Consider the following 21,556-nt stretch of genomic DNA (forward strand, 5'->3'; position numbering starts at 1 on the left):
TCGACGTCTCTTCCATCTCCCGCCAAGAAAATGAACGTCGCTGCCGCCTGGCCAGCGCGTGCATTGCCCGCATGCAAGGGATGGGGCAAGCTAGCGGCCGTTTGTATGGACCCGGATGCCCGCGTGCGCCCCAGCTTTCGCCTGCTCCCGTTGTCACTCTGCATCGCGCTGGCCCTGCCCGCCTACGCCAAGGACGACGATGAGGAAAACTGGGGTTTGTGCCCGGTTGTGGACGTCCTTCCCGGCTTCGAGGAGCCCGCACCCGGCTCGCCGGAAACGCGCGCCAACCAGCCCACCGACATCGAAGGCGACGAACTCCAGGACCTGGAGAACGCCAACACCCTCGTCCAGGGCAACGTGTCGCTGAGCCGCGGCGACCAGGCATTGCATACCGACAAGCTCACCTTCAACCGCGAAACCGGCGATTACGTCGCCGAAGGCAGCGTGCGTTACCAGGATTCCGGCATGCGCGTCGTCGCCGAACGCGCGACCGGCAACCAGGACAAGGACACGCACCGCATCGAGGACCTGCAATACCAGCTCACCAAGCGCCGCGGCAATGGCGGCGCGGAAGCCATCGAAATGCACGGTGCGGACGGGTCGCTGATCGGTTCGACCTATTCGACCTGCGACCCTGGCCAGCGTGTCTGGGAACTGCGCGCAAAGCGCATCGACATCAACACCGACGAAGGCATGGGCGTGGCCCGCAACGCCACCCTGCGCATCGGCAAAGTGCCGGTGCTGCACGTGCCGTGGCTCATGTTCCCGATCGATGAACGCCGCCGCACGGGTCTGCTGTATCCGTCGATTTCAGTTTCGGGACGCAATGGCTTCGACTGGCGCCAGCCGATCTATCTCAATCTCGCGCCGAATTACGATGCGACGCTTAGTCCCCGCTTCATGAGCAAGCGGGGAGCGGCGCTTGGCGGAGAGTTTCGCTGGCTCTATTCGCAAGGCGGGGGACAGGTGTCCGGTAACTACATGCCGCATGACAACCTGCCAGGCGACGAGCCGGGACGTTATCCGGATGGTCTGCCGGAAGACAATCGCGGCATGTTCCAGCTCAACGCGAGCCATCGTCTGGACGACAGCTGGTTCGCTCGCGCCAATCTGGGCTGGGTGAGTGACGAGCACTATTTCGAGGACTTCAACAACAGCCTGTATGGCATCTCGTCCTCATTCGTGAATAGTTCGGCAGGTCTGTTTGGACGCGGGCGCTACTGGGACGCGGGCCTCATGGCCAACCACTACCAGTTGGCTGACTACACGCTCACTGAGCGCAGTCTCAGATTCGACCGCCTGCCACGCGCTTATCTGGAATGGGCGCAGCCGCTGGGGGATTGGTTCGAGGCTGGGTTGGACACGGAACTTGTCCGCTTCAGGCACGAGAGCATCAGTCAGGAAGGCGCGGACCTGGATGTTCCTGGCGGGAGCCGATTCGACTTCCGGCCTTACATAAGCATGCCGCTGGAAGGCAGCAGCTGGTTCGTTCGTCCCAAATTGGCCTGGCGTTATACCGCATACCAGCTCGATGGAAGCGCCGAGGAACGTGCCCGCGAATATGCATCGCGGTACCGCGTTGGCCTCACGGACGAGGTGTTGGCCGACCTGACAAATCAATTCCGCGACAGCACTCCTGCCCGCAGCATGCCCATTACCAGCATTGATGCTGGCTTGTTCTTCGATCGCCAAACCACCATCAGCGGCGAGAGTTATTTGAATACTCTGGAACCGCGCCTCTACTATCTTCGCGTTCCCTACGAGAATCAGGATGGGCTACCCGTTTTCGATACGTCGCCGCTTTCTTTCAGCTGGGGCCAGCTGTTCCGCGAAAATCGTTACGGCGGAGCGGATAGGCAATCCGATGCCAACCAGCTGACAGCGGCAGTAACTACGCGTCTGATTTCGGAGGAAGACGGTCGAGAGCGTCTCTCGCTGAGCGTAGGCCAGATCAAATACTTCGATACCTCCCGCGTGGTGCTTCCACGCGAAATAGCCATGCAGCAAAGCAAATCCGCATGGGTGGCCGAAACAACGATTGCTCCGAGCGACCGCTGGAACATTTCGACGTCCTATCAATGGGACCCGGCCTATCGCGGGACCAACCTGGCGAGCCTACGCGCGCGTTATCTGATCGGTGACCAAGGTATCGTCAATATCGGCTACCGCTATCGCCGCAACGCAACCACCCGCAACGATCAGATCAAGCAAGCCGACTTCTCTTTCCTCTATCCAGTCAATCCAAACTGGAGCCTGGTCGGCCGCTACTACTACTCCCTGCTCGACCACAAGCCGCTTGAGCAGTTAGCCGGAGTGCAGTGGGAAAGTTGCTGCTTGGCGGTGCGCGTGCTCGGCCGCCGCTACCTACGCAACCGCACCGGCGAGCTGAACAACAGCTTGCAGGTGGAATTCGAACTGAAGGGCCTGGGCTCCGCGGGCCAGGACACGGGGCGTATCCTGCGCCGTGCTATTCTCGGTTACGACCGCGACGACCTCTATCTCGTCCCGCCCTCGTCGGTGAATCGCACCGACAGCGACCTGGTTCCAGACCCCATTCCATGAAGAAATTCCTTGCGTATCTCCTCGCGGCCTTCGCCCTGTCCGGCGCTCCCGCGTTCGCCCAGCAAGCGGCCGCCGGCCTGCAACCCGTCGATCGCATCGCCGCGGTCGTGGACGAAGACGTCGTCCTTCGCAGCGAACTCGATCGTGCCGTTGCCAACGTCACGCGCCAGTACGCCGGACGCGAGAACCAGCTGCCGCCGCGCGACGTGCTCGAACGCCAGGTGCTCGAGCGTCTCGTGCTGATGAAGCTGCAACTGGCCCGCGCGGAGCAGACCGGCGTGCGCGTCACCGACCAGGAAGTCGATTCCGCCATCGCCTCCATTGCGCAGCAGAACCGCCTCACCATGGACCAGTTGCGCCAGCAGGCCGTGGCCGATGGCGGCACCTTCGAGGACTTCCGCAACTCGATCCGCGATGAACTGATCGTGCAGCGCCTGCGCCAGCGATTCGCGCAGAGCCGCATTTCGGTCAGCGAAGCGGAAGTCGAATCCGCGCTCGCCGCACAGAAGAGCGCCGGCGCCCAATACCACCTCGCGCACATCCTCGTGGCGCTTCCGGAAGGCGCCACGCCGGAACAGATCAAGACCGCACGCAGCAAGATCGAAGGCGTGCAAGGTTTGCTCGATCGGGGCGAGATGGATTTCTCCGCCGCTGCGGTGCGCTATTCCGACAGTCCGAACGCGCTCGAAGGCGGTGACCTGGGCTGGCGCTCGAGCGATGAAATTCCCGCTGCGTTCGCGTCACTGATCAAGAACATGAAGCCCGGCGACGTCAGCGCGCCATTGCGCGGCGCCAGCGGATTCCAGTTGCTGAAGCTGGTGGAAGTGCGCGACGAAGCACAGGCGGGCAGCGCCAACCTGGTGACCCAGGTGCATGCCCGTCACATCCTGGTCCGCGTCAGCGACACCACCACCGAAGCTGCAGCGAAGTCGAAGATCGATACCATCGCAGCACGCCTGAAGGGCGGCGCCGATTTCGCCCAGGTCGCGCGCGAGGAGTCGCAGGACCTGAATTCGCAGGCCAAGGGCGGCGATCTCGGCTGGTTCGTGCCAGAGCAATTCGGCACGGAGTTCGGCGCGCAGGTCGCGTCCTTGACCGATGGCCAGGTTTCGGCGCCGTTCCATACCGACGCGGGCTGGCACATCGTCCAGCGCATCGCCACGCGCCAGCAGGATGCGAGCGAAGACAACCGCCGTGCGCGCATCAGCGACACGATCGGCCGTCGCAAGCTCGAAGACGAATGGAACCGCTACCTGCAGGAAATGCGCGGCGAAGCCTACTTCGTCGACATGCGTAACGGCCTGCCGGTTGAGCAGGCGGCACCGCCTGCAGACGCCAAGCCGGCTGCGAAGCCAAAAGGCTGAACATGGCCCAGCGCGCCGCCGGTGATGTCCGGCTCGCGCTGGTGCCGGGCGAACCGGCCGGCGTCGGCCCGGAACTCTGCGTGCGGCTTGCCCAGCAGCCGCGCGACTACGACCTGATCGCATTCGCGGATCCACGCACGCTGCGCGCTGCGGCCGATGCGCTCGCCCTGCCACTGACACTTGTACCTGCAGGCCAGGCCGCACGGAACGCGGGCGAACTCGCGATAAAGGAAATCGCCAACACCGTGCTCCCTGCCTTCGGCACACCGGACCGGCGTAACGCGGGGGCCGTGATCGGCGCCCTGCGCGAAGCCGCGGCAAGCTGCCTGCGCGGGGACTTCGACGGGCTGGTGACGGGCCCCGTGCACAAGGCTGCGATCAACGAGGGCGGCATCGCCTACACGGGCACGACCGAGCTGCTCGCCACGCAGGCCGGATGCGAGGTCGTGATGATGCTCGCCAACGATGTCGTCCGCGTCGCCCTGGCCACGACCCACCTTCCGTTACGCGAGGTCGCCGACGCGATCACTCCGGAAGTCATCGAACGCACCTTGCGCATTACCCATGCCGCCCTGCGCAGTGACTTCGGCCTCGCCGATCCGGTCATCGCCGTGCTTGGCCTCAACCCGCACGCGGGTGAAGCCGGACATCTCGGGGGCGAGGAGATTTCGGTCATCGAACCCGTGCTTGCGGCGCTACGCGGCGAAGGCATGCAGATCACCGGTCCGCTGCCGGCCGACACCGCCTTTCTCCCGGCCAGGTTGCGCAGCTTCGATGCGGTCGTTGCGATGTACCACGACCAGGGATTGCCCGTGCTCAAGTACAGCGGCTTCGAGCGCGCGGTAAACCTCACCCTCGGGCTGCCTTATCCGCGCGTGGCCGTCGACCACGGCACCGCGCTCGACCTTGCGGGCAAGGGCCTCGCCGATCCCTCGAGCCTGTTCGCAGCCACGGAAACCTGCGTCCGCATCGCCTCGCTGCGCCGGCACCATCGCTGAGCACGCGACGGCGCCTGCGCGGCGATAAGCGGGCACGATCCGACCCAGCGGCTTCTGGCGGTCCATGGGAAGCGCCACCTGACCGCGATCAAGATCCCGCGTCCCGGCGTTGGCAAACACCGGCGATAATCCTGGAATGAGTCGACCCACCTCTTTCACCGAGCCGGCCAAGAAGCACCTCGGCCAGCACTTCCTGCACGAGCGCGGGATCATCAGCAAGATCGTGCAGGCGGTGGATCCGCAGCCCGGCGACCGCCTCGTCGAGATCGGTCCCGGCCAGGGCGCGATCACCTTCCCGCTGCTGGACCGGCATGGCGAACTCACGGTCATCGAGTTCGACCGCGACCTTATTTTCCCCCTGACCGAAGCCGCGCGCGCGCACGGCACGCTCGAAGTAATCCATCGCGACGTGCTCAAGGTCGACTTCACCGCGCTGGCGCACAACGGCGGACCCATCCGCCTAGTCGGCAACCTGCCCTACAACCTGTCTTCGCCGATCCTGTTCCATGCGCTGGAACATGCCGCTTCGATCCGGGACATGCATTTCATGCTGCAGAAGGAGGTCGTCGACCGCATGGCCGCCGAGCCCGGCAGCAAGGTGTACGGAAGGCTCAGCGTGATGCTGCAGGCCTATTGCCATGTGACGCCTTTGTTCACCGTTCCGCCCGGCGCCTTCCGGCCGCCGCCGAAGGTCGATTCGGCTGTCGTACGCCTCGTGCCGTGCGATCCCGCCGCGATACGCGTCCGCGATCGCGCGAAGTTCGAAGCCGTGGTGCGCGATGCATTCGGCCAGCGCCGCAAGACGCTGCGCAACGCACTTGCGCTGCAGTGCGATGCCGCGGCGATCGAAGCGGCGGGTGTGCGTCCCGATGCGCGCGCCGAGCAGATCGGCGTGGACGATTTCGTGCGGCTCGCGAATTCGTTATCGGACTGACATCCGCCGCCGCACTGCGAGCCGCGCGGACGCAGCCCGCGTGACATCGGCATCACGGCCGCGTGAAACCTACCGCGGCCGCGCGTCGCGCACTACACTGCGACCATGGAACGCCTTTACGCCATCGACATCGATGTCGCCACCCGCTACCTCGATGATCAATCCGAGCCCGAGCAGGACCGCTACGTCTTCGCCTACACCATCCGCATCCGCAACAGCGGCCAGGTGCCAGCGCGCCTGCTGAAGCGCCACTGGATCATTACCGACGCCAACGGCAAGACCGAGGAAGTCGAAGGCGACGGCGTCGTCGGCAAACAACCGTACCTGCGGCCGGGCGAGAACTTCGAATACACCTCCGGTGCCGTCCTCGAAACCGATCTCGGCACGATGCACGGCGACTACCAGATGCTCGCCGACGACGGCACGCAGTTCGCCGCCGCGATTCCCGCCTTCACGCTGACCATCCCGCGGACACTGCACTGAGATGGCTGTCTGGGCGATTGGCGACCTGCAGGGTTGTTACGATGCGACACAGCGATTGCTGGAACGGCTCGCATTCGATCCCTCGCGCGACCGCCTGTGGTTCTGCGGCGACCTCGTCAATCGCGGCGGGCAATCCGCCGAAACGCTGCGCCTGGTGCATTCGTTGCGCGAGAACAGCGTCATCGTGCTCGGCAACCACGACCTCTCGCTGCTCGCGATCAGCGAGCGCCGCGAGGAGGAGCAGCGCAAGGTCAATCCGGACCTGCAGGGCGTGCTGTTCGCACCCGATCGCGATGAGCTGATCGGCTGGCTGCGCACGCAGAAGCTGGTGCACGTGGACCGCACGCTCGGCTGGATGATGGTGCATGCCGGCCTCGCGCCGAAGTGGACCACCACGATGGCCGAGCGCCATGCGCGCGAAGTCGAGGAACGCCTGCACAGCGACCAGGCCGGCCGCCTGCTGAAGAACATGTACGGCGACAAGCCGGCCTGGCATCCCAAGCTCGCCGGCATCGACCGCCATCGCGCGATCATCAACGTCTTCACCCGCCTGCGTTACTGCACGCCGCGCGGCCGCATCGGCTTCGAGGACAAGGGAGCGCCCGGCACGCAACCGCCGGGCTTCTATCCCTGGTACGAAGTGCCTGGCCGCGTCGAGCGCGACCTGAAGATCGTGTGCGGCCACTGGTCCACGCTGGGCCTGTTTATCGGCCATGGCGTGCATGCAATCGATACGGGCGCGGTGTGGGGCGGCAAGCTCACGGCCTTGCAGCTCGATACCGATGAACTGCGCGTAGTGCAGGTGCCAGGCCGCGATGTGCCGGCGAATCCGCCGAAGCCGCGACCGCCGCATCATCGTCCGCAGGAAAGGCCCAGACCGGCCTGAGCTTTGTAGCGCAGCTTGTTCCGCTGCTGCTGCCTTTGTAATGCCGCGCCTGCGCGGCGCGTGGTTTCCGAAGGCGTGCCCCGCGCAGGCGCGGCGCTACTGAAAGTTGCAGATCCCGGCTTGAAACAGCGGAGCAAGCTCCGCTCTACAACGCATCTACGCGTGTTGGTAATCGACGAACTCGAATGCGAAACGATGCCGTTCGTCCGCCGCGTGCGCCTCGCACGCCGTCACGCGCCATTGGCTCGCATCGAAGCGTGGAAAAAACGCGTCAGCAGCTTCGACCACCGTATCGACATGCGTGAGATGCATGCGCGTCGCCAGCGGAAGACAGAGCGCGTAAATCTCACCACCGCCGATCACGCACAGCTCACCCGCGCCGGCTTCGCTCGCAAGACGTTGTGCGTCTTCAAGCGACGCCACCGGCTGCATGGCTTCGAACGGCACCTGCCCTGATCGCGTCAGCACCAGATTCAGGCGACCGGGCAATGCGCGCCCGAGCGATTGCGCCGTCTTGCGCCCCATCAGCACGGGCTTGCCCAGCGTGAGCGCCTTGAAGCGTTTCAGGTCATCCGGCAGCCGCCACGGCAGGTCGTTGTCGCGGCCGATGGCGTTGTTGCGGTCCATCGCCGCGATGAGCACGAGCTCCATGCGTCAGACCGCGACCGGCGCCTTGATCGCTGGTGCAGGATCGTAATTCTCGATGCGGATGTCGTCGTAGCTGAAACCGAAGAGGTCGCGCACCTCCGGATTCAACACCAGCTGCGGCAGCGCGCGCGGCTCGCGCGACAGCTGTTCGCGGGCCTGCTCGAAATGGTTCGAATACAGGTGCGCATCGCCGAGCGTGTGCACGAAGTCGCCGACGCCAAGGCCGCACACCTGCGCGACCATCTGCGTGAGCAACGCGTAACTGGCGATGTTGAACGGCACGCCAAGGAAGATGTCGCCGCTGCGCTGGTAGAGCTGGCAACTGAGCTTTTCGTCGGCCACGTAGAACTGGAACATCGTGTGGCATGGCATCAACGCCATGCGCGGCAGGTCGGCGACGTTCCATGCCGAGACGATCAGCCGTCGCGAATCCGGATTGCGCTTGATCTCGTCGACCACCCATTTGATCTGGTCGATTTCGACACCGCCGGGGCCCGCCCAGTGGCGCCATTGCTTGCCGTACACCGGACCGAGTTCGCCATCGGCATCGGCCCATTCGTCCCAGATCGAAACCTTGTTTTCCTTGAGGTAGGCGGTGTTGGTTTCGCCCTTCAGGAACCACAGCAGCTCGTGCACGATCGAGCGCAGGTGCAGTTTCTTGGTGGTCACCAGCGGAAAGCCGTCGCGCAGGTCGAAGCGCATCTGCCAGCCGAACACGCTGCGCGTGCCGGTACCGGTGCGGTCGGATTTCTCGGTGCCGTGCTCGAGTACGTGGCGCAGGAGATCGAGGTACTGCTTCATCGGACGTCCTCTTACGACAACACGTTTAGGACAGCACGGGCTGCAGTGTCGGCGAGCGCCGCGACAGCCACAGCCAGAACAGGCCCAGCGCGATCAGCGGCAGGCTCAGCACCTGCCCCATCGTCAGCCAGCCGAATGCGATGTAGCCGATCTGCGCATCGGGCACCCGCACGAATTCGACGATGAAGCGGAACAGCCCATACAGCAGCGCGAACATTCCGGATACTGCATACCTCGGCCGCGGCCGGCTCGAATACCACCACAGCACTGCGAACATCACCACACCTTCGAGCCCCGCCTGGTACAGCTGCGAAGGATGCCGCGCGAACTGGTCGAGGGCGCCGCTGGCGAACTGTTGCTGCAGCTGCTGCATCGGCATGTTCTGCAGGACCGGATCGGTCGGGAACACCACGCCCCAGTTCCCGCCAGTCGGCTTGCCCCATAACTCGCCGTTGATGTAGTTGCCCAGGCGGCCGAAACCGAGGCCCGGTGGCACCAGCGGCGCGATGAAATCGACCGTGTCGAACAGATGCAGCCGGTGCTTGCGCGACCACCACCATGCGGCGAAGACCACGCCCAGCAAACCGCCATGGAAGCTCATGCCGCCCTGCCAGATCTTGAAGACCTGCAGCGGCTGCGAGAGGTAAGTCGGCAGGTCGTAGAACAGGATGTAGCCGAGCCTTCCGCCGAGCACGACGCCGAGCGCGCAATAGAAGACGAGGTCGCCGTAATCCTGCGTGTTGACGCCCGGCAGGCGGCCCGCACGGATGCGGCGCTGGCCGAGCCACCACGCCGCGATGAACGCGAACAGGTACATGACGCCGTACCAGTGGATTTGCGGGTGGACGCTGCCGACCAGGGGCAGGTTCCAGGTGCCGAGGTCGAGGGCGATCGGATCGATCTGGTGCAGGACAGTCATGCCGGGGGAAGACTCCGCAGGGATGGCCTATTGTGCCGCGCCGCGAGATGGATCGGGGGCGAACACTCAACCCGCCGCGGCGCGGGAGGATCTCGAAGCATCGGGCTTTCGCGTCCGGAGCCGCCTGCGCCTCAGAGCAGATGCGGATCGTCCGGCAGTTCGTTGACATCCACGTAGCCCGCCGCACGCGGGAAATGCGCTTCGATCAATGCCGACAGCGCTTCCGCCCCACGCAGCACCGCGACTTCCGGTTCGCCCGCGCGCATCCGCTCTTCGATCAGCAGGCAGACGCCGCGCCACTGGTCCGCGCTCACCAGGCCATCGAACCCGCGATCGGCCACCACTTCGATGCGATGGTCCGCCAGCAGCAGGTACAGCAGCACGCCGTTATTGGCGCGCGTGTCCCACACGCGCAGCTGCGAGAACACCTCGATCGCGCGGTCGCGCGCCTGCACGCCGGCCAGAACGGCACGCGGATGCAGCGCGCTCTCGACGGCGAAGCGGATCTCACCGGTATGGCGAGCCTCGCTCGCGGCGATCGCGGCCGCGATGCGCTCCAGCGCAGCCGGAGCGAAGAGGCGTCGCGAGGGCACGGCGAACAGGTGCTTGAGCAATCGCATTGCAGGCTCCTACCAGCTGCCGGAGGCGCCACCGCCTCCGCTCATGCCGCCGCCACCGGACCAGCCACCACCACCGCCACCGAATCCGCCGCCTCCGCCAAAACCACCGCCACCCCAGCCGCCTCCGCCGCCCCACCCGCCATGGCTCACGTAACGGCCACTGGGCAGGCTGGCGAGTCCAACGAGGAAACCGATCAGCGCGCCGACGCCGCCGGCCACCAGCAGCGACGAAACCAGCCAGGCCACGCCACCGGCCGCAGCACCGCCGAGGATGCCGCGCAGGAACGAAGGCACGGGACTGAGGAACGCGCGCGCCATCTGCGCCACGATGAAAGCCGCAAACAACGCGAACAGGAAGCCGCCACCCTTGCCGCTGCCGCGCGCGCTGCGGTGGTCTTCGACCAGCGGCGCCGGCAACTCCTCACCATCGATGAGTTTCACCAGGGCAGCGGTCGCATCGACGAGCCCTCCGTTGTAATCGCCGGTGCGGAACTTCGGCGTCATGTATTCCGTGATGACCCGGATGGCAGTCGCATCCGGAATCGCGCCTTCCAGGCCGTATCCCACTTCGATGCGTGCGCGCCGGTCGTTCTTGGCGACCACGACCAGCACGCCGTCACTGGTGCCCTTCCGGCCGAGCTTGTATGCGTCAAAGACGCGCAGCGCGTATTGCGCGATGTCCTCGGGCTGCGTAGTCGGAACGACTAGCACCTGCAGCTGGCTGCCCTTCCGCTTCTGCAACGCGAACGCCTGTGCTTCGAGTTGCTGCTTCGTCGCGGCATCGAGCGTCATGGTGGTGTCGATGACGGGGCCGGTCAGCGGAGGAATCGCCGCAAACTGCTGCGCCTGCGCGAACGCGCAGGCGAGCAGGAGGAAGAGGAAGACAAGGAAACGCGGCATCGGGTTCTCTGGCGCGAAATCCCGGGTGCCCCGTATCAAGTCCGGGTTACCGGGTTACGGCCTGCATCGCCGCTCAGCCGCCTGCCGGAGCTGGCTGCTGCGGGGCCGGCTGTTGCGCGGGCGGCGGCGCCGGCGCCTGCTGCGCGGGCTGGCCGAAATCGACCTTTGGTGCTTCCTGGATCTGCGTTTCGTTGTCGACGGTGAAGTTCGGCTTGGTCTTGTAGCCGAACATCTTCGCGGTGAGGTTCTGCGGGAACGAACGGATGAAGGTGTTGTAGTCCTGCACCGTGGTGATGTAACGCTGGCGCTCGACGGCGATGCGGTTCTCGGTGCCTTCCAGCTGCGCCTGCAGCTGCAGGAAATTCTGGTCGGCCTTGAGTTGCGGATAGTTTTCGCTCACCACGAGCAGCCGGCTGATCGCACTCTGCAGTTCACCCTGCGCCTGCTGGAACTGCTGCAGCGAAGCGGGATCGTCCGCGTTGACGTTGATGCTGCCCACCTTCGAACGTGCTTCGGTCACCTGCGTGAGCACCTGCTGCTCGTGGGTGGCGTAACCGCGCACGGTCGCGACGAGATTGGGCACCAGGTCGGCGCGACGCTTGTAGACGTTCAGCACCTGCGACCAGGCGGCCTTCACCGCTTCATCCTTTTGCTGGATCGTGTTGTAACCGCAGCCGCTGAGCATGGCGGCGAGCGAGACGAGGACCAGCGTCATGAGTAGCTTGCGCATTGTCGGATTCCCCTGAAAGGTGAACAGGCTCATTGCAGCATCACGGAATTAAGGTCGCGTGATGAGAGGACGACGAACGATACACCCGGGCATCGTAGCGTGCGCCATGCGCATGTAACCGTTGTTCGCCCGGCAGCGCTTCCGGCAAGGAGTCGCGCCGTGCGCTATTCGGCTTCCACCCGGCGCATCGCATTGCGTTTCGCCCAGAGGTTCAGGCATTCCACCAGCGCCGAGAAGCCCATCGCACCGTAGATATATCCCTTCGGGATGTGCAGCTCGAAGCCGTCGGCGATCAGGTACACGCCGACCAGCACGATGAAGGCCAGCGCCAGCATCTTGATCGTCGGATTGCGTTCGATGAAGTGGCCCAGCGGCGTCGCCGCCAGCAGCATCACCGCGACGGCGAGCAGGATCGCCGCGACCATTACCGGCGTCTGGTTCGCCATGCCCACCGCGGCGATCACCGAATCGAGCGAGAACACGATATCGATCACCGCGATCTGCGCAATCACGCCCATGAACGACACCGCGGGCCTGGTGTGGATGTCCTCGGACTCTCCCTCACCGACGATCAGGTCCCTGATTTCCGCCGTTCCCTTCACCAGCAGGAACACGCCACCGAGGATCAGCACCAGGTCACGCATCGAGATGCCCTGGCCGAAGACATGGAACAGGTCGGACGTGAGCCCGGCCAGCCACGCCAGCGTCAGCAACAGGCCGATTCGCGTGAGGCAGGCAACGGCGATGCCGAACTTGCGCGCCTTCTCGCGCTGGATCAGCGGCAGCTTGCTCACCGCGATCGATATGAACACCAGGTTGTCGATGCCGAGCACGATCTCGATCGCGCTCAGGGCGATCAGGGTGATCCAGGTTTGCGGGTCGGTCAGCAGTTCGATCACTTGCAAATTCTCGGTTTCGCGGGCCGCGGCCCGCCATCAGGCGTAACGAAGGACGTTCAGAGAATGCGCGGCAGCAGGAGCGCGCCCCACACCAGCAGTACATTCACCATCATCACGAACACGGCCGCCGAACCCATGTCCTTGGCGCGCCCGGCGAGCTCGTGGAATTCGGGACCGTAGCGCTCGATCACCGCTTCGACCGCCGAGTTCAGCAGCTCGACGCTCAGCACCAGCAGCATCGAGCCAATCAGCAGGACGCGTTCCACCGGCGTCTGGCCGAGCCACCAGCCCATCGGTGCAAGCACGACGAATAGGTAAACCTCAAGCCGGAACGAGGATTCGTGCATCCATGCCGCCTGCAGGCCCTGCATGGACCAGCGGGCCGCTTTCAGGATGCGGGAAGGGTGGCGCGGAAGATGGCCGGTGGCATCAGCCATGACGGCGCTCCGGAACGGGAACGGAAGATTGGGCGGGCATGTCGCTGGCGATCTGGGCGGCCGCGAACGGGGCCGGGCGAGGCGGCCGGAAAGCCGCGATCAGGGCCGGATTCTGCCACAGCACCCTCTCCGCCGCCCCTGCCGGCGTGCGTGAACCCTCGGGCAAACCCGGCAAAAACGATCATTGCCGGGTAACGGCATCGGGCGCAGCCTGCGGCTTCCTTCCCCCGCAAGGAGCACCTCGATGGCCGTAAATCCAGTCCCCGAAGGTTACCGCACGGTCAATGCGTACCTGATCGTCGAAGACGCCGCGAAGGCAATCGCGTTCTATGAAAAGGCGTTCGGCGCCGAGGAGCTCTATCGCCTGCCGATGAAGGACGCCGAAGGCCGCGACAAGGTCGGCCATGCCGAGATCCGCATCGGCGATACGCAGCTGATGCTGTCCGACGAATGGCCCGACATGCAGGCACTGGGACCGAACAAGCGCGGTGGCGCGACGGCCAGTTTCGTGATCTACGGACCCGATGCGGATTCGGCGTGGGAGCGCGCCGTGCAGGCCGGCGGCAAGCCGGAGCGCCCGGTGAAGGAAGAATTCTGGGGTGATCGCATGGGCACCGTCATCGATCCCTTCGGCCACAAGTGGACGCTCGGTACGCACGTGCGCGATGTATCTCCGGAGGAGATGCGGAAGGCGATGGAGGAAATGGCGACCCAGGGCGCGTCTGCGTAGGAGCGCCCCTAGGCACGATCACGTTGGCACGGGAAGATTCGCGCGCATCGCGGCCACGGGGCCGCTCCTGCTGGTCGCGGAAGAGTCATGCGCAGCACATGCGCATCGGTTGAACGGCATTGCGATCGGTAGCGCCCTTTGGGCGCGATCACATCGGCGCGGGAAGCCTCGCGGCCAGGGCCGCTCCTACTCGTCGCGGAAGATCGCGGTACCGCGCGAGCCATCCGGCTTGATCCACGCGCGGTACATGCCCGAGGTGTTGAAGGGCATGGCGATGTTGCCGTCGCGGTCGAGTGCGATCGCGCCGCCATCGCCACCCGCGCCGGGCACGATCTTGTTGACCACCTCGTCCGCCGCCACCGAAAGCGCGTCGCCGCGATACGCCACGCGCGCGCAGATATCGTGCGCGACCGCGTTGCGGATGTAGAACTCGCCCCAGCCCGTGCCCGATACGCCGCAGCGCTCGTCGGCCCAGGTGCCCGCGCCGATCACCGGTGAATCGCCGACCCGGCCCCAGCGCTTGTTGGTCATGCCGCCGGTACTGGTCGCCACGGCAATGTGGCCCTGCGCGTCGAGTGCCACTGCGCCGACGGTACCGAAGTACTTGCCTTTTTCGACCAGCGCGGCGCCCGCCTTCTCCTTCGCCTGCGCGGCTTCGAGTTGCTGGCGGCGGCGCTCGGTATCGAACCAGCTGTTCTTCACGCGCTCGAGTTCGGGGCGCGTGTCCGCGAACTTCTCCGCACCGACGCCGGCAAGCATCACGTGCGGGCTGTGTTCCATAACGGCGCGCGCGAGCCGGATCGGATTGCGCACGGTCGTGACGCCGGCAACCGCGCCCGCGCGTCGCGTATGGCCTTCCATGATCGAGGCATCGAGTTCGTGCCTGCCTTCGGCATTGAACACCGCGCCCTTGCCGGCGTTGAACTGCGGCGATTCCTCCATCGTCACGACGACTGCTTCCACCGCGTCGAGCGCGCTGCCGCCTTTCGCCAGCACCGCATTGCCCGCATCGAGCGCGCGGTTGAGCGCCGCGCGCACTTCGCGTTCGTCGGCGGCGCTCAACGCGCTGCGTTCGATCACGCCGGCGCCGCCGTGGATTACCAGTGCGGTTTTCGGTTTGTCGGCGGCGTGGGCGGTCATGGCGGCGAAGGCGAGGAGGAACGCGGAAAGGTGGCGCATGGAAGGGTCCCGTGGATCACGATGACTGAAGCATAGCGGCGAGGTGGTGAGGATTTCCTCCCCTCACCCTGCTTCGCTGCGCGAAGCTGTCCCTCTCCCCGCAAGCGGGGCGAGAGGTATGGCGTTTCTCGCTCTCCCGCAAGTGTTTCTCCTTCTCCCCGCAACGCGGGGAGAAGGTGCCCGGAGGGCGGATGAGGGGACGCCGGCGCAGCCGACGTGTCGCACCGGTCGCAGCCCCTCACCCTGCTTCGCTACGCGAAGCTGTCCCTCTCCCCGCAAGCGGGGCGAGGGTGAAGCGCATTGCGCCGTTCTCCTTCCGCGAGCGAATCTCTCACTGTCCACAAGCGCGGAGAGACTTACTGCTGCCGCAATGCCTCGATCGGATCCAGTTGCGACGCTTTCCGCGCCGGGTAATAGCCGAAGAACAGCCCCGTCGCGATCGAGAACCCCGCCGCCAGCGCGACCACCTGCCCGTTCAACGCCACCGGCAGCGCACCAAACTTGCCGACCAGCAACGCACCGACCACGCCGAGCGCAATCCCGATCACGCCGCCGATCAGCGAAATCAGCATCGCCTCGGCGAGGAACTGCCGGCGGATGTCCGAAGGTCCCGCGCCCACCGCCATGCGCAGGCCGATCTCGCGGATGCGCTCGGTGACCGACACCAGCATGATGTTCATGATGCCGATCCCGCCGACGATCAGGGAGATCGTCGCAACCGCGCCAAGCAGCAGCGACATCAGTCGCGTGGTCTGCGTGCGCGTTGCGACGACTTCGGCGATGTTGCGCACGCTGAAATCGTCGTCGTCGCCCGGCTGGATCCTGTGGCGCTGGCGCAGCAGTGCCTCGACTTCGCCCTGCACGTACGAAACGTCCTCGGCACGCGCAACGCCCAATGCGATCTGCTGCACCGCTCCCGGCGGCACCGCGGAGGCACCCATCAGGCGGCGGCGCGCGGTTTCCAGTGGCACCAGCACGACATCGTCCTGGTCCTGGCCGAAGCCGCCCTGTCCCTTGGGTTTGAGCACGCCGACCACGGTGAACGGCACGCGCCCGAGGCGCACAGTCTGTCCGATCGCATCCTCGTCCGCGAACAACTCCCGCCGCACGGTTTCGCCGAGGATCACCGACTTGCCGCCGCTGTAATCGCGGGCTTCGAAGCCGTTGCCGCTGCGGATCTCCCAGCCGTTGATCGAGAAGAAGTCGGGCTGCACGCCCTGCCACTGCGTCGACCAGTTGCTCTCGGCGTACACGATCTGCGTGCCGCCGCGCAGGCTCGCCGCAACGTATTGCACTTCCGGAATTTCCTCGCGGATCGCATTCGCATCGGACTCGTTGAGCGTGTAGCGGCTGCCCGCGGCGATGCGCGCACCACCACCGCCAAAACCGCCTGCACCACCGACGTCCAGGCGGTTGGAACCCAGGCCGGAAACCAGCTTGTCGATCTCCGCCTGCGTGCCCTGGCCCACTGACACCATCACGATCACCGCCGCGATGCCGATGATCACGCCGAGCGAAGTGAGCGCGCTACGCAACCAGTTGCCGCGCAGGGCGAATACGGCGGTGCGCAGGATCTCCAGGAAGTTCATGGCATTTCTCCCTGCGCCGGCCGCACCTGCTCGTGCAATTCGCCGTCGCGCATGACGAAGACGCGATCGCAATGCCGCGCGACGTCGGGATCGTGAGTGATCAGCACCACGGTGTGGTCTTCCTGCTGCAGTCGCTTGAACAGCGCGAGAATCTCCTCGCCGGTCTTCGTGTCGAGTGCGCCGGTCGGTTCGTCGGCGAAGAGGATCGGCGGGCGGTTGATCAGCGCGCGTGCGATCGCGACACGCTGCTGCTGGCCGCCGGAGAGCTCGCTCGGGCGATGGCCGGCGCGTTCGGCCAGGCCCACCGAAGCCAGCGCTTCACGTGCACGTTCCAGGCGCTCTTCGCGCGCAACGTTCGCGTAGCCCATCGGCATGGCCACATTCTCGAGCGCGTTCATGCGCGGCAACAGGTTGAAGCCCTGGAAGACGAAGCCGATCTTCTCCAGCCGCAGTGCGGCCCGCTCTTCGGCATCGAGCGTGGATACGTCCACGCCATCGCACAGATAGATTCCGCTGGAAGGCGTATCGAGGCAGCCGAGCAGGTTCATCAGCGTCGACTTGCCGGAACCCGACGGGCCCATGATCGCGACGAACTCGCCGCTGCCGATGCGCAGGTCCACATCGCGCAACGCGATGACTTCCGCCTCGGTGCCGGGCGAATACACCTTGCCCAGCGCGCGGGTTTCGATCACGGCGGACGACCCAGAAGCAGCGCGATTCGAAGCGCCGGGGCCTGAAGCAACGTCGCTCATTGCGCGCCGCGCCCGCTGCCGACGATCACTTCATCGCCTTCGCGGATATCACCGGACACCTCGGTGTAGCTGCCATCGGATGCACCGACCCGCACTGTCACCGCCTGCGGCTTGCCGCCCACCAGCTTGTACAGGGGCGCGCGACGCGAGCTGAGCAGCGCCGCGATCTCGCGGTCCCACTGCATCTTCTGCTTCTCGTCGAGCGTCGCCTTGAAGGCGGCGAACTGCTGGTTGAAGCGTTCGGCCATGCGCTGGCGCATCGCCCCGGCATTGCCGCTGTTGCCGCGCTGGTTGTTGCCGCCGCCCGGTCCACGGCCGAACAGCGTCGTGCCCGGGCCCTGCGTGGCGGCAGGTTGGGCCATGCGTGCCGCGGCGCGCTGCCTGATCGCGTCGAGGGCTTCGTCGAACGCGGATTGCTGACCCGGGTTGAGCTTCATCGTCCGCGCGATGCGTTCGAACTCTCCGGCGAAATTGCCGCGAGCGCCGGCCTGCTGCTGTGCATTCGCATCCGTGCCGTCGTCGTCCGGCTTGTAGCGCAACGCGGCATTGCCCACGCGCAGCACGTTGTCGCGATGACTGACTTCGATCTCGGCATTCGCGGTCATGCCTGGCAGCAGCGACTGGTCGCTGTTGTCGACGCTGACGACTACCGGATAGGTGATGACGTTGCTGGTGTTGGTCGCCGCGAGCCGCACCTGTTTCACCTTGCCGCGGAAATTGCGGTCCGGGAACGCATCGACGGTGAAGCTCACGTCCAGGCCCGGCTTCACCTGGCCGATGTCGGCTTCGTCGACCGCGAGCAGGATCTCCATCTGCGACAGGTCCTCGGCGATCTGGAACAGCACCGGCGCCTGCAGGCTGGCGGCCACGGTCTGGCCGGGTTCCACCGTGCGCGACAGCACCACGCCGTCGACCGGCGAACGGATCACCGTGCGCTGCAGGTTGAGGCGGGTCGTCTGCGTGGAAGCGGTCTGCTGGGTGATCTGCGCCTGTGCCGACGCCACCTGCGCGCGGGCCTGGTCGCGCGCGGCGCGGGCGAGGTCGAGGTCGCCGCGTGCGATCAGTTGCTGCTGCGCGAGTTCGGCCTTGCGGTTGTAATCGGCTTCGGCGTTGCGCACGGCCGCCTGCGCGGTCGCGAGGCCCGCGCGCGCGGCGTTGATCTGCGCGCTGCCCTGCGCGATCTGCGTTTCGTACGTGCTTGGATCGATGCGGGCAATCACCTGCCCCTTGGAGACGTGATCGTTGTAATCCGCCAGCACTTCGATCACCTGGCCGGATATCTGGCTGCCCACGTCGACCTTCGAGGTCGCATCGAGCGCGCCTGTCGCGGAAATCGTCACGCGGATATCACCGCGATCGACCTTGGCGGTGCGCCAGGCGGACGCGGCTTCATCATTGCCACGCTGACGCCAGAAGTACACGCCGGTGATGACGAGTGCGAGCGCGACACCCGCGATAGCTATGCGTCGTGGCCACGGCGAAGGCTTGCGGGCGGGGGATGGCTTGCGAGGTGCGCTCATGGAGAACCGGCGAGGAAAAGTCGTGGATATAACGCTTCAAGAGGCCAGTCGTTGACAAGCCCCGCGCGCATTTCAACCCGACAACTGGCCAGCCAGATCCGGCAAAGTCCGCTGGTGCGGCACGGTCATGCGAAGCGGATCGTTGCGACCGTGCCCTTGCCCGGCTCGCTGTCCAGGCTCACCGGCCAGCCGAAGCGCTCACCCAGGCGTCGCACGATCGACAGGCCCATGCCGCGTCCTTCCTGGTGGCCGGAGTCACCGCGATAGAAGGGATCGAATGCCTTCATCAGTGTTTCGGGCGTCATTCCGATGCCGGTATCACGCACTTCGATGCTCTCCGGCGTCAGCTGCAGTTCGATGCGGCCCGCGTCGGTGAAACGGACGGCGTTCCCCAGCAGGTTGCCGATCATCACCGCCAGCACGTGCGGCGGCGCGAACAGCTTCGGTGCGCCGTGATCGCTCACTTCCAGCTGGATGGGCCGGCCCACCAGCAGTGGCTGCACGCGCGCCACTTCATGCGCGATCACTTCGCGCACGTCGAATTCCTCGCTCAGTGGCTCGATCTCGGCTTCGCGCGCCAGCACCAGGAACGCATCGATCACGGCTTCCATGTCACGGCCCGCACGTTGCACGCGCGCCAGCGAGCGCAGTTGCCGCTCGCTGGCGTCGGGATCGGCCAGCATCAGGTCGGTGGCCACGCGGATCACGGTGAGAGGCGTACGCAGTTCATGACTCGCATCGCGGGTGAAGTCGCGCTCGCGCTGCACGAAGTCGGTGACGCGGTCCGCCAGCCCGGTGAGTGCACCGGTAAGTTGGCGCACTTCGCTGCCGACGTCGGGTGGCAAGCGGCTCGACCGGATCGCGCTGGTATCGGGCGCGCGCGGATCCCAGCGCGCGACGATGTCGGACAACCAGCTCACCGGCGTGACCATCCGCTTCGTCGTTCGGTACGTCAGCCACGCCATCAGGTACGACGTCATCAGTGCGAACAGCAGCGCACCGGCCGCGGTCAACAGGATGACCATGTCGATGAGTTCGGTATCGACGGCGACGACGAAGCGCCCCTGCGGACGATCGTCGACGTAGACGAACCGATCGAATGCGAGCTGGTTCAGGCCGCGCGGCAGATCGCGCACGGTCGGCGGCAGGACGTCGAAGCCGCCATCGGGAGGCACGAAGTAGGTCTGGAAGAAACGGCCATGCAGCAGAGTGCTTTCGGGATGATCCGCCTGTTGCGTCCAGAAGCGCTGGGCTTCGTGCTTCGACGCCTGGTTCACCACCGTCTGCCGGACGGCCAGGCCCAATGCCGTCACGAACAGGCACAGCGCCACGCTGGCGATCAGTGCCTGCGCGATGAACGCCAGTTTGATCTTGCGCGGCAGCCCCTGCGTCATGCGAGGCCGCTTCTCAATCGGGCGGTTGCGATATGTCAGCGACCCGGTAGCCCGCGCTCTGCACCGTGTGCAACAGCTGCTTGTCGAACGGCTTGTCGATGGTCTTGCGCAGGTTGTACAGGTGGCTGCGCAGCGTGTCCGAATCCGGCAATCCGTTGCCCCAGATCTCGCGTTCGATTTCCTGCCGGCTGACCACGCGCGGCGATTCGCGCATCAGGATCGTGAGCAGGCGCAGGCCGATCGGCGACAGCTGCAGCTCGGTGCCGCCGCGGGTGACGCGCAGGCTGGCGGGATCGAGCACCAGGTCCGCGACCTTCAGCACTTCGCCGCCGACCTGCCGCCGTTCACGGCGGATCAACGCGCGCAGTCGTGCTTCCAGCTCCTGGATCGCGAAGGGCTTGGTCAGGTAGTCATCGGCGCCCACGGACAAACCGTTGAGCTTCTCGTCCAGCGTGTCGCGGGCAGTCAGCATCAGCACCGGGGTAGACTTGCGCGCCTCCTCGCGCAGCTTCTTGCAGACCTCGATGCCATCCATGCGCGGCAGCATCAGGTCGAGCACGATCACGTCGTAACTGTTTTCGGTGGACAAGCGGTAACCATCCAGGCCGTCGGCCGCGAAATCAACCTCGAAACCGCGCCCTTCCAGATACTCGCCCACCATCTCGGAAATGTTGCGGTTGTCCTCGACAATGAGGACCAGCCCGCCGTCGCGTGTTGACTGCATGACAGGGTCTCCGTTCGACTTCAGGTTTGTGAAAATGCTCTGCCGAGAGTAGACGCTCCGTGAAGACGGAGCCATCCGCGCTCCCGTTCAGGTTCCCTGCCCTTCCGACCGGCCATTCAGATGCTCGAACGCTTCATTCCCGCCCTGCTGCTGTTGGGCTCCAACGTGTTCATGACCTTCGCGTGGTATGGACACCTTCGTTACAAATCGGCGCCGCTGGCGCTCGCGATCTTCGCCAGCTGGGGCATTGCCCTGTTCGAATATTCCCTCATGGTGCCGGCCAACCGGCTCGGCAGCGCCATGTATTCGGCACCGCAGCTCAAGGGCATGCAGGAAGTCATCACCTTGCTGGTGTTCGCCGGCTTCTCGACCTGGTACCTGGGACAGCCGCTGAAGTGGAATCACTGGGCGGGATTCGCGCTGATCGTTGTCGCGGCGTGGCTGATCTTCCAGGACTGAACTCCGCTGATCAGTGACATCCGGTGGC

At 65.4% G+C, this 21,556-nt stretch carries 22 protein-coding genes; 8 read left to right on the forward strand and 14 right to left on the reverse strand.

The window, feature by feature from the left end:
- Positions 1–30 precede the first annotated feature (30 nt).
- The 6 genes from lptD to ASD14_RS12990 all read left to right on the forward strand — a co-directional run bounded on the left by lptD (position 31) and on the right by ASD14_RS12990 (position 7,227).
- Entirely contained in the window at positions 31–2,562 is a 2,532-nt protein-coding gene (gene lptD / locus ASD14_RS12965) for an LPS-assembly protein LptD (RefSeq protein ID WP_082538983.1), read from the forward strand.
- On the forward strand, positions 2,559–3,926 hold the full coding sequence (locus ASD14_RS12970; protein WP_056134556.1) for a peptidylprolyl isomerase: 1,368 nt from the start codon (positions 2,559–2,561) through the stop codon (positions 3,924–3,926). Before lptD ends, ASD14_RS12970 begins: the two co-directional genes overlap by 4 nt.
- A gap of 2 nt (positions 3,927–3,928) precedes the next feature.
- Entirely contained in the window at positions 3,929–4,924 is a 996-nt protein-coding gene (gene pdxA, locus ASD14_RS12975) for a 4-hydroxythreonine-4-phosphate dehydrogenase PdxA (RefSeq protein ID WP_056134557.1), read from the forward strand.
- A gap of 136 nt (positions 4,925–5,060) precedes the next feature.
- The gene (rsmA, locus tag ASD14_RS12980; RefSeq protein ID WP_056134559.1) at positions 5,061–5,858 is read left to right on the forward strand and encodes a 16S rRNA (adenine(1518)-N(6)/adenine(1519)-N(6))-dimethyltransferase RsmA; all 798 of its coding nucleotides are present in this window, start codon (positions 5,061–5,063) and stop codon (positions 5,856–5,858) included.
- Between the two features lie 105 nt (positions 5,859–5,963).
- Entirely contained in the window at positions 5,964–6,341 is a 378-nt protein-coding gene (gene apaG, locus ASD14_RS12985) for a Co2+/Mg2+ efflux protein ApaG (RefSeq protein ID WP_056134561.1), read from the forward strand.
- A 1-nt stretch (position 6,342) separates the two neighbouring features.
- Positions 6,343–7,227, forward strand: a complete 885-nt coding sequence (locus tag ASD14_RS12990; RefSeq protein WP_082538984.1) for a symmetrical bis(5'-nucleosyl)-tetraphosphatase — start codon at positions 6,343–6,345, stop codon at positions 7,225–7,227.
- Between the two features lie 156 nt (positions 7,228–7,383).
- Here ASD14_RS12990 and ASD14_RS12995 read toward each other — a convergent pair whose 3' ends face one another.
- From ASD14_RS12995 to ASD14_RS13030, 8 genes are all read right to left on the reverse strand, one after another.
- Complete coding sequence (locus tag ASD14_RS12995) at positions 7,384–7,878, reverse strand: dihydrofolate reductase (RefSeq protein ID WP_056134563.1); 495 nt, start codon at positions 7,876–7,878, stop codon at positions 7,384–7,386.
- A 3-nt stretch (positions 7,879–7,881) separates the two neighbouring features.
- Positions 7,882–8,676 carry a thymidylate synthase gene (locus tag ASD14_RS13000; protein ID WP_056134566.1) on the reverse strand — a complete coding sequence of 265 codons (795 nt, stop codon included), beginning with the start codon at positions 8,674–8,676 and terminating at the stop codon, positions 7,882–7,884.
- Between the two features lie 25 nt (positions 8,677–8,701).
- A complete protein-coding gene (gene lgt / locus ASD14_RS13005) occupies positions 8,702–9,595 on the reverse strand; it encodes a prolipoprotein diacylglyceryl transferase (protein ID WP_056134569.1) in 894 nt (297 codons plus the stop codon).
- 131 nt (positions 9,596–9,726) lie between these two features.
- Entirely contained in the window at positions 9,727–10,215 is a 489-nt protein-coding gene (locus ASD14_RS13010) for a TPM domain-containing protein (protein WP_056134573.1), read from the reverse strand.
- Positions 10,216–10,224: 9 nt separating this feature from the next.
- Positions 10,225–11,115 (reverse strand): TPM domain-containing protein, encoded by an 891-nt coding sequence (locus ASD14_RS13015; RefSeq protein ID WP_056134575.1) that lies wholly within the window; start codon positions 11,113–11,115, stop codon positions 10,225–10,227.
- A 73-nt stretch (positions 11,116–11,188) separates the two neighbouring features.
- Positions 11,189–11,845 carry a LemA family protein gene (locus ASD14_RS13020; protein ID WP_056134578.1) on the reverse strand — a complete coding sequence of 219 codons (657 nt, stop codon included), beginning with the start codon at positions 11,843–11,845 and terminating at the stop codon, positions 11,189–11,191.
- A 164-nt stretch (positions 11,846–12,009) separates the two neighbouring features.
- Positions 12,010–12,744 carry a TerC family protein gene (locus ASD14_RS13025; protein ID WP_056134581.1) on the reverse strand — a complete coding sequence of 245 codons (735 nt, stop codon included), beginning with the start codon at positions 12,742–12,744 and terminating at the stop codon, positions 12,010–12,012.
- A gap of 56 nt (positions 12,745–12,800) precedes the next feature.
- A complete protein-coding gene (locus tag ASD14_RS13030) occupies positions 12,801–13,181 on the reverse strand; it encodes a diacylglycerol kinase (protein WP_056134583.1) in 381 nt (126 codons plus the stop codon).
- 244 nt (positions 13,182–13,425) lie between these two features.
- Between ASD14_RS13030 and ASD14_RS13035 the strand changes: the two genes are divergently transcribed.
- Positions 13,426–13,911, forward strand: a complete 486-nt coding sequence (locus tag ASD14_RS13035) for a VOC family protein (RefSeq protein ID WP_056134586.1) — start codon at positions 13,426–13,428, stop codon at positions 13,909–13,911.
- Between the two features lie 186 nt (positions 13,912–14,097).
- Here ASD14_RS13035 and ASD14_RS13040 read toward each other — a convergent pair whose 3' ends face one another.
- The 6 genes from ASD14_RS13040 to ASD14_RS13065 form a co-directional block, all read right to left on the reverse strand.
- Positions 14,098–15,051, reverse strand: coding sequence for an isoaspartyl peptidase/L-asparaginase (locus tag ASD14_RS13040; protein ID WP_056135368.1), 954 nt, complete (start codon positions 15,049–15,051; stop codon positions 14,098–14,100).
- 395 nt (positions 15,052–15,446) lie between these two features.
- A complete protein-coding gene (locus ASD14_RS13045; RefSeq protein ID WP_056134589.1) occupies positions 15,447–16,679 on the reverse strand; it encodes an ABC transporter permease in 1,233 nt (410 codons plus the stop codon).
- Positions 16,676–17,371 carry an ABC transporter ATP-binding protein gene (locus ASD14_RS13050; RefSeq protein WP_082538986.1) on the reverse strand — a complete coding sequence of 232 codons (696 nt, stop codon included), beginning with the start codon at positions 17,369–17,371 and terminating at the stop codon, positions 16,676–16,678. Before ASD14_RS13050 ends, ASD14_RS13045 begins: the two co-directional genes overlap by 4 nt.
- Positions 17,372–17,427: 56 nt before the next feature.
- On the reverse strand, positions 17,428–18,951 hold the full coding sequence (locus ASD14_RS13055) for an efflux RND transporter periplasmic adaptor subunit (RefSeq protein WP_082538987.1): 1,524 nt from the start codon (positions 18,949–18,951) through the stop codon (positions 17,428–17,430).
- Between the two features lie 125 nt (positions 18,952–19,076).
- On the reverse strand, positions 19,077–20,345 hold the full coding sequence (locus tag ASD14_RS13060) for a HAMP domain-containing sensor histidine kinase (protein WP_056134598.1): 1,269 nt from the start codon (positions 20,343–20,345) through the stop codon (positions 19,077–19,079).
- Between the two features lie 13 nt (positions 20,346–20,358).
- The gene (locus tag ASD14_RS13065) at positions 20,359–21,069 is read right to left on the reverse strand and encodes a response regulator transcription factor (RefSeq protein WP_056134602.1); all 711 of its coding nucleotides are present in this window, start codon (positions 21,067–21,069) and stop codon (positions 20,359–20,361) included.
- A gap of 120 nt (positions 21,070–21,189) precedes the next feature.
- Here ASD14_RS13065 and ASD14_RS13070 point away from each other — a divergent pair, with 120 nt between their 5' ends.
- Positions 21,190–21,528, forward strand: coding sequence for a DMT family protein (locus ASD14_RS13070; protein WP_056134605.1), 339 nt, complete (start codon positions 21,190–21,192; stop codon positions 21,526–21,528).
- The last annotated feature ends 28 nt before the right edge of the window (positions 21,529–21,556 follow it).

This window comes from Lysobacter sp. Root494, assembly GCF_001427225.1.
Lineage (GTDB): Bacteria > Pseudomonadota > Gammaproteobacteria > Xanthomonadales > Xanthomonadaceae > Agrilutibacter.

Bases quoted from the DNA above. Each gene is read 5' to 3' on its own strand.
- ASD14_RS13065 (WP_056134602.1), bottom strand. From the start codon at position 21,069: ATGCAGTCAACACGCGACGGCGGGCTGGTCCTCATTGTCGAGGACAAC.
- ASD14_RS13000 (WP_056134566.1), bottom strand. From the start codon at position 8,676: ATGAAGCAGTACCTCGATCTCCTGCGCCACGTACTCGAGCACGGCACC.
- ASD14_RS13055 (WP_082538987.1), bottom strand. From the start codon at position 18,951: ATGAGCGCACCTCGCAAGCCATCCCCCGCCCGCAAGCCTTCGCCGTGG.
- ASD14_RS13030 (WP_056134583.1), bottom strand. From the start codon at position 13,181: ATGGCTGATGCCACCGGCCATCTTCCGCGCCACCCTTCCCGCATCCTG.
- ASD14_RS13015 (WP_056134575.1), bottom strand. From the start codon at position 11,115: ATGCCGCGTTTCCTTGTCTTCCTCTTCCTCCTGCTCGCCTGCGCGTTC.
- lgt (WP_056134569.1), bottom strand. From the start codon at position 9,595: ATGACTGTCCTGCACCAGATCGATCCGATCGCCCTCGACCTCGGCACC.
- ASD14_RS13020 (WP_056134578.1), bottom strand. From the start codon at position 11,845: ATGCGCAAGCTACTCATGACGCTGGTCCTCGTCTCGCTCGCCGCCATG.
- pdxA (WP_056134557.1), top strand. From the start codon at position 3,929: ATGGCCCAGCGCGCCGCCGGTGATGTCCGGCTCGCGCTGGTGCCGGGC.
- ASD14_RS12995 (WP_056134563.1), bottom strand. From the start codon at position 7,878: ATGGAGCTCGTGCTCATCGCGGCGATGGACCGCAACAACGCCATCGGC.
- ASD14_RS13060 (WP_056134598.1), bottom strand. From the start codon at position 20,345: ATGACGCAGGGGCTGCCGCGCAAGATCAAACTGGCGTTCATCGCGCAG.
- ASD14_RS12970 (WP_056134556.1), top strand. From the start codon at position 2,559: ATGAAGAAATTCCTTGCGTATCTCCTCGCGGCCTTCGCCCTGTCCGGC.
- ASD14_RS13010 (WP_056134573.1), bottom strand. From the start codon at position 10,215: ATGCGATTGCTCAAGCACCTGTTCGCCGTGCCCTCGCGACGCCTCTTC.
- ASD14_RS13070 (WP_056134605.1), top strand. From the start codon at position 21,190: ATGCTCGAACGCTTCATTCCCGCCCTGCTGCTGTTGGGCTCCAACGTG.
- rsmA (WP_056134559.1), top strand. From the start codon at position 5,061: ATGAGTCGACCCACCTCTTTCACCGAGCCGGCCAAGAAGCACCTCGGC.
- apaG (WP_056134561.1), top strand. From the start codon at position 5,964: ATGGAACGCCTTTACGCCATCGACATCGATGTCGCCACCCGCTACCTC.
- ASD14_RS13040 (WP_056135368.1), bottom strand. From the start codon at position 15,051: ATGACCGCCCACGCCGCCGACAAACCGAAAACCGCACTGGTAATCCAC.
- ASD14_RS13035 (WP_056134586.1), top strand. From the start codon at position 13,426: ATGGCCGTAAATCCAGTCCCCGAAGGTTACCGCACGGTCAATGCGTAC.
- ASD14_RS13045 (WP_056134589.1), bottom strand. From the start codon at position 16,679: ATGAACTTCCTGGAGATCCTGCGCACCGCCGTATTCGCCCTGCGCGGC.
- lptD (WP_082538983.1), top strand. From the start codon at position 31: ATGAACGTCGCTGCCGCCTGGCCAGCGCGTGCATTGCCCGCATGCAAG.
- ASD14_RS12990 (WP_082538984.1), top strand. From the start codon at position 6,343: ATGGCTGTCTGGGCGATTGGCGACCTGCAGGGTTGTTACGATGCGACA.